This window comes from Arthrospiribacter ruber (assembly GCF_019343195.1).
GTDB classification, from domain to species: Bacteria; Bacteroidota; Bacteroidia; order Cytophagales; family Cyclobacteriaceae; genus Arthrospiribacter; species Arthrospiribacter ruber.
Genome location: NZ_RPHB01000008.1, coordinates 294198 through 306627, shown reverse-complemented (window position 1 = coordinate 306627; position 12430 = coordinate 294198). Strand labels below are relative to the sequence as shown.

At 39.0% G+C, this 12430-nt stretch carries 8 protein-coding genes and 1 pseudogene; 7 read left to right on the top strand and 2 right to left on the bottom strand.

What is annotated here, in order from left to right:
* The first annotated feature begins 1 nt into the window (after position 1).
* From EGN73_RS17485 to EGN73_RS17465, 5 genes are all read left to right on the top strand, one after another.
* Positions 2-937: a purple acid phosphatase family protein gene (locus EGN73_RS17485; protein ID WP_219287018.1), complete on the top strand. Its 936-nt coding sequence runs from the start codon at positions 2-4 to the stop codon at positions 935-937.
* Between the two features lie 808 nt (positions 938-1745).
* Positions 1746-4922: a SusC/RagA family TonB-linked outer membrane protein gene (locus EGN73_RS17480; protein WP_219287017.1), complete on the top strand. Its 3177-nt coding sequence runs from the start codon at positions 1746-1748 to the stop codon at positions 4920-4922.
* A 10-nt stretch (positions 4923-4932) separates the two neighbouring features.
* Positions 4933-6591, top strand: a complete 1659-nt coding sequence (locus EGN73_RS17475; protein ID WP_219287016.1) for a RagB/SusD family nutrient uptake outer membrane protein — start codon at positions 4933-4935, stop codon at positions 6589-6591.
* Positions 6592-6926: 335 nt separating this feature from the next.
* Entirely contained in the window at positions 6927-7502 is a 576-nt protein-coding gene (locus EGN73_RS17470) for a Crp/Fnr family transcriptional regulator (protein ID WP_219287015.1), read from the top strand.
* 55 nt (positions 7503-7557) lie between these two features.
* Positions 7558-8397: a DUF2306 domain-containing protein gene (locus EGN73_RS17465; RefSeq protein WP_219287014.1), complete on the top strand. Its 840-nt coding sequence runs from the start codon at positions 7558-7560 to the stop codon at positions 8395-8397.
* Positions 8398-8490: 93 nt separating this feature from the next.
* Here EGN73_RS17465 and EGN73_RS17460 read toward each other — a convergent pair whose 3' ends face one another.
* On the bottom strand, positions 8491-8703 hold the full coding sequence (locus EGN73_RS17460) for a hypothetical protein (RefSeq protein ID WP_219287013.1): 213 nt from the start codon (positions 8701-8703) through the stop codon (positions 8491-8493).
* Between the two features lie 96 nt (positions 8704-8799).
* On the opposite strand from EGN73_RS17460, the pseudogene EGN73_RS17455 reads away from it, so the two are divergent.
* Positions 8800-8971: pseudogene (locus EGN73_RS17455) on the top strand (JAB domain-containing protein); the annotation flags it as partial.
* 132 nt (positions 8972-9103) lie between these two features.
* On the opposite strand, the gene EGN73_RS17450 reads toward EGN73_RS17455, so the two are convergent.
* Positions 9104-9307 carry a hypothetical protein gene (locus EGN73_RS17450; protein WP_219287012.1) on the bottom strand — a complete coding sequence of 68 codons (204 nt, stop codon included), beginning with the start codon at positions 9305-9307 and terminating at the stop codon, positions 9104-9106.
* 680 nt (positions 9308-9987) lie between these two features.
* On the opposite strand from EGN73_RS17450, the gene EGN73_RS17445 reads away from it, so the two are divergent.
* A complete protein-coding gene (locus tag EGN73_RS17445; protein WP_219292803.1) occupies positions 9988-12423 on the top strand; it encodes a TonB-dependent receptor in 2436 nt (811 codons plus the stop codon).
* Positions 12424-12430: the final 7 nt, after the last annotated feature.

Below are 12430 nucleotides of genomic sequence, written 5' to 3'. Positions count from 1 at the left end.
TATGCTGAAAAGGTTATTAATATTCTGTTTGATATTTTCAGGCTTGGTATTAAGGGTTGAATCACAGACAATTGACCCAACTGTTAGATCCAATAAATTCATAGTTATTGGTGACTGGGGGAGAAATGGAGATGATCAGCAGCTGGAAGTTGCTGATCAACTTCTCCATCAGGTGAAAAAATATAAACCCGATTTTATCATTTCATCAGGTGATAATTTCTACCCTAATGGTGTCAGAAGTATCCTTGACCCCTTGTGGAAATATTCATTTGAAGATATTTATAAAAGCTATCATCTTCAGATAGATTGGTACGCTATTTTAGGAAATCATGATTACCTCGGTGACCCGGATGCCCAGGTGGAATACTCCCGCATTTCCAGAAGATGGAACATGCCTGATAGGTATTACTCCAAAACTATTCCTATAAAAGGAAGTAGAAAAAAGGCTTTGTTCATTTATATAGATACCAATAGCCTCATCCCAGAATTTTATGCCAATTCTATCTACGGTCCCAATGTTGCCAAGTCCGACTCCTTAGCCCAAAAAAAGTGGATGAAGAAACTCATTGAAGAAGAAGATGACGAAATTGCCTGGAAAATCGTAGTAGGTCATCACCCTGTATATACAGGTGGAAGGACCAATGGTTATGACACCAGGTCCATTAGAAAATCATTGGAAAATTTGTTAAGGCATTCAGAAGTAGATCTTTACATCAGCGGCCATGACCACAGCCTTCAATACCTTGAGCATAACGGAATCAAACAGGTGATTTCTGGGTCGGCATCAGAAGTTACCCAAAGTGATACGCTGCCATATACAAAGTTCACCGCATCAGAGCCAGGCTTTATCCTATTTTCCTTGACTGAAGAGAAAATTGAGTTTGATGTCATCAATAAGAGTGGAGTAACACTCTACCATAGCAAAATTGAAAAGTAGTCTTAAATGTATTTATCGATAAAGAGTTTTTCTCTATAATCTGAAATTCCGGATGATTAAACGTTTTCATCCGGAATTTCTTTTAATCGAAAACCAAAAGTTTGGATAGAATGACTGATTAAAATTATTCAAAATCCATCTGCGAATTTCAAAACTTTTTTGACCCTACCTCATTCTTGGAAAGCAATTATATCTATTCAATAGATTTGACTTGTTCATCCTGTTTATTAAAATTTTCTTGATTTTTACTGATGTATAAGTATCCAGACTTAACTTAAAGTTCTACTCCGATTCATAATAGAACCTTTTGCAAAAATCAATTATTGTTCCCGATACAGGCCTATCTTTTTTATGAACTGAACTCATGGAGAATTGACCTTCCAAATAAAAACAATGTCATTTATTTAAAAAAAAAGTTTATTTAAATTAACTTAATTGAAAATTTTTAATATTACCAATTATTTACAATTAAATATTAGTTAAGTTTTTTTCTGATTTCTTGAAATAACCTGCACATAAAATAAAATAAGCATAACCTGAACTGGTATAAACGAAATGTTTATTAAAAATAGATTTGCAGAATGATATCTGATGAGTTCACTATGTCCGGTTAAAGCCAAATTATAAAGAATTTTTTCAGTCCAAAGTTTTGGAGCTGTGGCCATCAATATCATTGCTTGAAAGAATATCTGAAAAACCTAATCCTATGTAAGCCTATGAAACAAACAAAATGAGAAAACCGGGCTGCGCCAACAACCCGGTTAAGAATTAAGCTATAAAACGACTTATAACATTAACATTTAAATTTATGAATTTTATTTTACTTAAAAGCAGGTATACTGCAATCAGTAGCTTGCGGATAGTGCTATTTTTGGTACTTATCTGTCATTCATCTTTCGCCGGGAATCTAAGCCCGACATTGAAAGGTTCTCCGGATACCTATAACCTCTTGTATCAAAAGGAACTCAGGGGAAAAGTCCTCGATGCAAAAAGGAATGAACCCGTAGTAGGTGCTTCTGTATTCGTTCCCGAAACAAATATTGGTACTATTACTGACCTTGAAGGGGAGTTTTTGATCATGGTCCCTGATGAGACCAAGGAACTGATCATCTCATATATAGGCTTCAGAAGTCAGCATGTTGCGATAAGCAATGAAACTTCAATCCTTGTATATCTAGAAGAAGAAGGAGACCTTCTGGAAGAATTTGTTGTAATGGGCTATGATGTCCAACGAAAAAAGGACCTGACAGGTGCTGTTGCAGTGGTTAACATGGATGAAATTAAGAATATTCCGGTGGCCAATGTCGAAAACATGCTTGCGGGCAGGGCTCCAGGAGTTCAAGTGCTCTCTGATAATGGTCCAGGTGGTAATGTTTCAATCAGGATCAGGGGTTTTGGAACCGTCAACAACAATGATCCGCTCTATGTGGTGGACGGTACACCAATCTCAGGTGGGCTCAATTCAATCAACCCCCAGGATATTGAGTCCCTGCAAGTACTCAAAGATGCTTCTGCCGCTTCCATATATGGCTCAAGGGCTGCAAACGGGGTGGTTATTATCACAACAAAAAAAGGTAGGAGCGAAGAAACTTCAGTTAGCCTGGATGCGTATTCCGGGATTCAACAGGCCTTCAATTTGCCAAGAATGCTTTCCGCCCAACAATATGGAGACATGCTTTGGCAGGCATCTTTAAACGATGGAAGAAATCCAACTTCGGATATTTATGGAAATAACCCTCAAAGGGCACAGATTCCCATTTTCCTGAACCAGGCTGAAACAATTCCTTCCGGAGATACCGACTGGGTCAGAGAGATTTTTCAAAATGCCAAAGTGAACTCTTATAATTTGAATGTGTCCAAAGGGGATGAAAATTCCAGACAACTGCTCGGCCTTGGATACTTTAATCAGGAGGGAATTATAAGACATACCGGCTTTGACCGGTTTTCAATAAGATACAATTCAGAATACAGAATAAAGAACCGCATTACCATAGGTCAGAATTTTACCACATCTCTGACTAGAACCAATGATGTTGGAATCAATAGCTCACTTGGAAGTATAGTATATGATGCGTTTCAGTTTCCCTCAATCGTGCCAGTAAGGGATACTGAAGGAAATTTTGCAGGTAACCCTCTTAATGATATTGCCAATCCTCTGGGCTCATTGACCAGACAAAAGGACAATACCAGAAACAGGATAAAGGTTCTGGGCAATATTTATGGAGAAGCCGAAATCCTTAAAAACCTCTCTTTCCGAACAAACCTGGGTCTGGATTATGAAAACTATAACAGAAGGGCATTCGCCCCTTTGTATGATGAAATTTTATCATTAAGAGTAGTAAACAGCCTATCAGATAACAGCTCATTTTATTATCAGCTGGCATGGACCAATACCCTGAATTATAGTATAGAATCAGGAAAAAACAGACTGGATTTCCTTCTGGGACAGGAAGCCATTGAACAATACGCTGAATCAAAATCTGCATACAGGGAAGGGTTTCTCTATGAAGACCCAAATTTCAGGTACCTGAGTTATGGTACAGATAACCAACAGAATACAGGGGTTGCCGACCAATGGAATTTACTTTCATATTTCGGGAAAGTGAACTATTCCTTCGCCGATAAATATTTGCTTTCTGCAACAGTAAGATATGACGGTACCTCAAGACTTTCCAATAACAAATGGGATATTTTCCCCGCGTTTTCAGCTGGATGGAGAGTAAGTGAAGAAAATTTCATTGACCTGGGAAGAAGTGTCAATGAGCTGAAAGTCAGGGTTAACTGGGGGATGACAGGGAATCAGCAACTTCCTGCCTACTCAAGCCTTGCAAGCTTTCAGAACAATATCCATCATTCCAACTATGCCATAGATGGTGCACAGGAAAGTGTTGCGATAGGCCTCGTGGAAACAAGAGTAGCTAATGCCAACCTGACCTGGGAAACGACCACACAGTCCGGAATTGGTGTGGATGTTGAACTGTTTGAAAACAGGTTGTCTGTTTCTATGGATTATTTCAATAAAATTACTGACAATCTTTTAGTATATGCTCCAATACCACCGACATATGGGGGGACAAATGACGGCGTTTGGACAAATGGCGGAAAAATGAGAAATACAGGGCTGGAGATCGGTGCCAAATATTCCGGAAATGCAGGGGCTTTGTATTACAATCTGGGTCTGAACTATTCCTTCTACAGAAATGAACTCATGGAGCTCAGTGATGGAGTAAGTTATCTTGGAATTCCAGGCTCTTCCCTTCATTCAGTTAATTTTGGTCAGGAGGTGTCCCGAACTTTGCCCGGACAGGCCATTGGCTCCTTCTTTGGCCATGATGCCATAGGTATTTTTCAATCAGTGGAAGAGGTTGAGTCTTATGGTCTACAACCGAATGCCCAACCCGGCGATCTTATTTTTAGAGACGTAAATGGAGATGGGGTAATTGATGCCAATGACAGGACTGTAATAGGTTCTCCCCATCCCAAAGCAATTATAGGATTTAATGCCAATTTCAATTACAAGAATTTTGACCTTAACCTCTTCTTCAACGGATCTTTTGGTCAGGATATCTATAACCTTACCAAATACAAAACCCACTTCTTTAACCAGTCTGCTTACAACAAATCTGCAGATCTATTGGGAGCATGGACCCCCGAAAATCCGGGAGCTACAATCCCAAGACTTAGCCTTGATGATCAAAATGAAAATATCAGGCCCTCTTCATTTTTTGTGGAACAAGCATCATTTATCAAGCTGAACAACCTGCAAATTGGGTACAACATTCCTCCTCATAAACTGGGAGGACTTGAACTTAGGGTTTATGGACAGACAAACAACCTCTTTACCCTGACCAATTACAGCGGTATGACCCCTGAAATCGGCCTTCAAAATTACTCCAGCTCCAATAGAAACCTGGACATTGGAGTGGATAGAGGTGTATACCCTCCCTCCAGAACAATAATTCTTGGCCTCAACATCAAACTTTAAATCAAGAGAAATGAAATCTTACAGAATAATATTCTTATGCATTTTGGGAGCAATGCTTACGTTGGCATGTTCCCAGGAGTTTTTGGAAGAAGTACCGTTTGGAGAAGTTTCTCCCGCTGAAATGACCAGGCCTGAAAATGTGGAAAGAGCCATAATTGCTGCTTACAGCGTATTGAACGGTCAGTTTGACAATGCCACAAGTGGTTTTAATTCTCCCGCTTCCAACTGGAGCTTCGGGGATGCCGTTTCCGATGACTGCTACAAAGGAGGGGGAGGTACAGGCGATCAAAACCAGATCCACCAAATGGAAATCTTCAATACAACGCCTGTTATTGCCGATGTCCAAAGAAAATGGCTGGCATTGTATGAAGGAATAAAAAGGACAAACTATGCATTGTACCTTCTGGGAAATTCGGAAGGTTTTAATGCCCAGTTGAAAGATGTAAGGACAGGAGAACTGCTGTTTCTTAGAGGCCATTATTATTTTGAATTGAAAAAAATCTATAAAAATGTTCCGTTTCTTGATGAAGGGGATATCGAAATAGACTCATTCTACAAAGGCAATAAAGATCTTACAGATACGGAGCTTTGGTCAAAAATTGAAACAGATTTTAGAAATGCCAAAAACCTTCTTCCGGATAGCCAACAAGACATAGGTAGACCAAATCGCTACACTGCCTCAGCCTACCTTGCTAAAACATACGTTTTTCAGAAAAAATGGAATGAAACCATTCAGGAAGCAGATGAAGTAATCAATTCGGGAAAGTATAGACTGCTGGATGACTTTCGAGATGTATTTCTTCCGGAAAACGATAACAGTGAGGAAATAATTTTTGCAGTCCAGTTTTCCGTAAATGATGGAGAACCAAGACATTTTAACGGTGCTATTGGGGATAGACTTTCAGCTCCGGGAGGCCCACACTACCCGCAATATGGCTTTCACAGGCCAAGCCAAAACCTTATAAATGCCTATAAAGTTGATCAATCAGGTATTCCTGTTGCCGGAAATAACCTTTCTGAACTGGATTATGTGGACCCAAGATTGGACCATACTGTGGGAAGACCAGGTATTCCTTACCTAGATCTGGGGATCAATTATGAAGCGTCCTGGGCAAGAGACCTGAGTACTTATGGTCCATATGGTCCCAAAAAAAGGATCGTATCGGCTTTGTCCAGTCTTCAGGTAAAGGTATGGCCGTACATAAGCTCGCTTAACTATTATGTGATACGATATCCGGACCTTCTGCTTTGGAAAGCAGAAGCTCTGGTAGAAACTGGCAATTTGGAAGGAGCCAGAGAATTGGTGAACCAAGTCAGGATCAGGGCCAAAAATACTAAGCCTGTTTTGGCTCTTAACAGCCAAATGCCTGCAGCCAAGTATGCCATAGACAGCTACCAAACCCCATGGAACAACCCGGATGTAGCCAGGAATGCAGTAAGGTTGGAAAGAAGGCTTGAACTTGCCATGGAAGGACATAGGTTCTTCGATCTTGTCAGATGGGAGATAGCTGACGAAGTAATGAACACTTACTTTGATTCAGAGAAAAATCTACGCTCTCATCTTACTAATGGAAGGTTTGTCAAAGGAAAACATGAGTACTTTCCTATCCCACAGCTATACATTGATATTGTTGGGAATGAAAACGTTACCCAGAACAACGGGTATTAGGTTTTTAAATTCCCAAGCAAAGTGTCAATGGAATTTGTAAAGCACCTTTCTTTTAGAGAGGTGCTTTTTTTGTGTTTATATTTAAAAATTAATTGTACTAAAAAGTTATATGAACCTTTATTCAAGAAGGCTTAATTTGCAACAAAGCCTTTTTATAGGAATGAATTTACAATTCATATAATGCAAACTTGAGGAGATAGAAAATAGTGAAAATCTAGGGAGTTTTTTTCAATGGATTTTAGATTAAAATTAGAACCAATAAACAACCACGTTTTTTTTTGTGTATTCTGATTTTGTGCTTTAGCTTAGTTTGGATTTTCAAACCAATTTTATTTATGCATCAGGCATTATTCGATACTGTAGAGCAAATGATCCCTATGACAGCAAAAGACAAGGAGCTTTGCCTTCAGTATTTTAGGCCTTTTACTTATTCCAAAGGGGAATTGATAGAAAAAGCGGGTACAGTCCATGACTATCAGAATTTTATAGTGTCCGGCCACATGAGGAATTTTCATGTAAATGAAAAAGGTCTCGAAGTCACCGTTGATATCAATGAAGGCCCCAGATTTTTTAGCAGCTATTTGGCAATGATGGAAAGAAGACCTTCTGATGAAAACCTTCAGTGCATTACAGCCTGTGACATTTTAAGGGTCAAAAGGGATGATATAAATATCATGCTAAAAGAAAGCACAATACTAAAGGATTACACCATTTTGATCCTTCAACATTTTCTTGAAGAAGACAAAAAGAGGTTGACAGAAATGGGCAACCTTACCGCTGAAGAGCGATATAGAGCTTTTGTCCAAAAAAATCCCATGATAAACCGAAACGTCCCCCTCGTCTATATAGCCTCATTCTTAGGTATCCGGCCCGAAAGCCTGAGCCGCATCAGGAGGCAATTGATTTCTTAACATTTGTCAAGTGTAAGCTATAATCATTTTGTCAAATTGGTGAAAATTCAAAAATATGGGTTCACCGATACAGATAAAGAAGCATGGCATTTCAACACTTTTCAATAGGTATTCTGCTGAAGGACTTCTAAAACTTAATACAGAAATTTGGTTTGTTACAGCATTCATAGGCCAGGTTATCTTTGCAGCTTATATCATAAAGCTTTATGGAGGTGCTTCATTTAGGGGAGACTGGGAAGCCTGGAATTCCTTCATGCCACACGGATATCAAGAAGGTAGATTGTGGAGCAATGCCATAGTTTTCTTGCATATTTTTATGGCAGGGGTCATTACTATAGGAGGGCCTTTGCAGCTCATTCCCGCATTACGGAAGCATTTTCCAGCCTTTCATAGGATAAATGGAAGAATATATCTAGGAGTAGCGCTTCTGACCAGTATCACTGGGATATTGATAAACCTACTCAACAAACCCTTGGGGTCTCAGTTAAATGCCAATCTTACAGCATTCAATGGTGTTCTGATCATTGTTTTCTCCTACTTTGTTTACAGCCGGGCCAAAAGCAGCATGGTCTCTTCCCATAGAAGATGGGGGCTCAGGCTTTTTATGGCTGCCAGTGGTGTCTGGTTTTTCAGAATAGGTCTTATGTTCTGGCTATTGGTCAATTCAGGACCTGTAGGATTTGATCCCGAAACATTTGAAGGGCCAGCTTTGACCATATTAAATGCAGCACAGTTTATTCTTCCGTTAGCCTTTTTGGAAATGTATTTCCGGGTGGAAAAAAGTGGTAGGGACCTACCAAAAGTCTTTTATTCCATGCTCTTGATCTTGCTTACCCTTGTAACGGCAACTGGGATATTCGGTGCATCAATGATGCTTTGGTTTCCATATTTTTAATAGTTTAAGTTTATCTAGTCTAGCAAGGAAGAGCATGTTCTAATAGGGTTGCTTTATCAGTCTTCAAATAGTTGGATTGCTGAGTGTTTGTGCTCATTTTTTCATGATCTGTATCTCATGGTTTTCCAGCTCTTTTAATATCATACCCAAATGGAGCCATTGATCCGTCTCTATGTACTTCCTGATTTCTTCCATTAGCTTTAAGAGTGCCTTTCCTTTATTGATCCGCTCAAAGGGAAAGGGATCCGGATTTGATGAAATGATGCTGTCCAGCCTTTTATTGACCTGTATTTCTTTTTCATCCATAAGGGTAAGAATTTCGAAAATATCTATTGTTAATACTATTGACCTTTTTGTGTTGATATTTTAAACATATTTTTTAATTTGGAAAACCAGAGCTGCTCGATGATCCTGGTCCACAACCATCCCTCAGGAAACTTGAAACCATCAGAGCAAGACAGAAGACTGACCAGGAAACTCTCTGAGGCCGGGAAACACCTGGACATCATTGTGCTGGACCATATCATCTTTACTGAAGTGCTTAATCAGCTTTGCAGACAAAGGCATGATGTAGAAGGAAGGGGAGGGAGGGGTGCCTCCTTTTTTGCCTGAATCTTCTAAAAGTGATTTGTTGAGCTTTGCGGTCCTAAAACAAATATCAAACTCTTCGTACCTTCCAATCCAAAGACTTTTATTCCTATTTCGTTTAATTCCCTACACAGTCACTCTTCTCCGCAACCAATATCCAAAACCGATTGGGTGTTTTATTTTTAATCGCTTCAAGAATGGCAGGATTACTCATTTCCTTTGAAGGAATAACCTTATTGTCAATAATTTCAATCCATTGGGATCCATTTTCAAGCCAAGTGCTTAAAATCAGTTTTTTAAATCTTACTCTGGTAAGGCTCATTACAATGATCCAAGTTTTGTTTTCCTTCCAAAAAAACATTCTATACATCATGTAGTAAGATTGAATATATTTTTCAGATCACTTATTATTGACCTATTTAATTGCTTATAAACTTGGAGAAAAACGTTAATAATTTTCTCATAAATAGAAATCAAGATTCATAATAATTGTAATATTTCCTCATACAATTCCTTGAGCATCTTTTCCTGGCTTACCAGTTCCATCAACAAAAACTTAAGCGACATTAGGTTTATGCCAATTTTCTATATTTTGCGGAACTCAGAGCTGATCAATCTTCTTGTCATTTTGCTTATGGAATTTTGCAGGCCTTTTGTCAAACTTCAAACTGAACTTTCTAGCCATAATAATATATGCTTATTGAGGATTTATACCTTAACCTTTTATCAATTTACTAAAGACTTTTTTTCAAACTATCAGTAGAACCAAACAAAAATTTATTTCTGAAATCCCATAGAAAAAATCAATTTAGAATTAATCTAAATAAATTTGATTTAGGAAGATCCGTTTGCAACTTTGTATCGTTTATAATCAGTCTAAATAAAAACAATGTGTAATCTATTGAAAATAACTTCAATACTTGAGTTGCTTTATACCCATGCAAGATTACCCAGAAGGATCTGTGCTAATTAAATCATCTTTAAAAATCTAATGTTAAAAACATGAAATTATTCTTTACACTTTTATTTTGTCTGCTTTTGCAGACTGTTTACAGTCAGTCTGTTATCCAAGGGGCTGTTTTGAATCAGGATCAACAACCAATTGTTGGCGCCACTCTATTAATTACCGGGACAAACCAAGGAACAGTAACAGATGTAGAAGGAAAGTTCAGTCTTTCTTTCAATAGGAGCTCTAATATTGTTTTGAGGGTTTCGGCTATTGGTTATGTTGCGGAATCCATAAATGTTGATCCTGCTAACCTTGTAACTGGAAGTTTCACCGTCACTCTGCAGGAAGATGAATACAGACTTCAGGCAGTGGAAATCACAGGTAGGCGGGAAGATTCTTATAAAAATGATGTGTCCTTTAGCGGAACAAAAGTAGCCTCTCCGATCAAAGATATACCTCAATCAATTTCTTTTGTCACTAAAGAACTGATGGTAGATCAACAAGCTTTTACTACAGGAGAGGTTGTAAAAAACATGAGTGGAATCAATCAGTTTTCCAGTTATGATGATTTTACTTTGAGAGGATTTAGAAGTAGCAATCAATTGATAAATGGACTCCGTGCGGGTGGTATTTTCTGGGCACTTCCAATTACTGCAAATTTAGAACGGATTGAAGTTATCAAAGGTCCAGCATCAGCACTATTTGCTAATACGGACCCAGGAGGGACTATCAATAGGGTTACTAAAAAACCGCTTGATGAGTCCAGAAAGTCCTTACAGTTTTCTACCGGGAGTTTCAATACTTACCGTGTTGCCTTGGATTTCACTGGACCAATGAATGAAGAGAAAACCCTGCTTTACAGATTGAATGTAGCTTATCAGGATACTGAATCATTCAGAACGCTTCAGGGGAGAACAGATATGATGGTGGCACCTTCTTTTACCTTTTTGCCAAGTGATAAAACTGCTATAAATTTTGACCTAGTTTACTCAGCTACTAGAGGGAAACTGGATAGGGGACAGCCGATTTTCGGGGCTTCTGCCGGAACAGATCTTTTCTCCACGCCGATTTCCCTTGCCATAGCTTATGTTGATGATTATCTGAATATTGATAACCTATTCAGTACAATTTCCCTTCAGCATAAATTCACTGAAAAAACATCACTGAATGTGTCCTATATCAAATACCTGGCACAGGAAGACCTTCAGGAACACAGGACTTCCAACCAATTTGCAAGAGACGGTGATGGAAATGAAATCCCTACCCTGATGGGAATGTCCACCATCCGAAGGTTTCAAAGAAATTACACGGATAACTTATCTGCTTATCTGGTTCATGAATTTGCGACTGGAAAAATCAGACACAAGTTGCTTGGAGGCTATGATTATATACAGCGGGTGTTACCTGTAGGAGGAGCTACACAAAATGCCGGTGGTTACCTTCGGGCAGACGGTTCAGGATTTATTAATACCTTCAATCCCTACAATAGGGATGCCTACCAGTTTGATCAAAATGGCAATCCAATACCTAATGTTCCACACTTTAACCTAGCAAATCCTAGATTTACGATTTCTAACTATGAAAATTATCTTTTTATTAATAATCCGTTGACAGCTGCTAAGTATTCTGTTAATGGTTTTTACATTCAGGATCAGATCGAATACAACAAACTAACTTTATTACTCAGTCTGAGACAGGAGTTTTACACAGACCTATTAGGTTTTGGTGGCAGTGAGGAAGAAGAGGTAACCCAAGCTGCGCTGATACCGAGACTTGGTGCAGTGTATGCGCTAAACAAAAATATCAATGCTTATGCGACTTATTCCCAGGGATATCAACCTCAGGGAGCAGGCTTTATCGGTAGTCCGGAGGTTTTTGGAGGACCATTTGACCCTTTGACAAGTAGAATGGGCGAGACAGGTTTCAAAGGTGAGTTTTTCAATAGAAGATTGTTTGCCACTACAGCCATTTACCAAATTACCCAAAATAACATTCTAATCAATGCGAACAATCCTGAAAATCCAGACCTATTGGCACAAAGAGGGCAGGAGAGGGCTAGAGGAATTGAATTTGATCTTGCTGGAAATATTACCAAGAATTTGAGCCTGACTGCAAATTATGCATACAACAGAGCGATCATCACAGAGTCAGACAATGAGCAGGAAATTGGAGAAATCAAAGAAAATGCTCCTCTCCATCAAGGGGGTTTTTGGGCCAAATATGTCCTGACAGAAGGAAATCTAAATGGACTGGGCATCGCCTTGGGAGGTAATTTTGTATCCTCTAGAAATACTTTCAGTCCAATACTGACCTTGCCTTCCTACTTCGTGGCAGATGCAGCACTTTATTATACGGTGGACAAGTTTAGGGTTTCCGTCAATTTCAGAAATCTAGCCAACCAAGTTCACTGGGTCGGAGGGTATGATTTCAACAGACTTTTCCCGGGAGAGCCAAGAAACTTCCTGGCAACAGTCGCCTACAATTTCTAATAGCGGT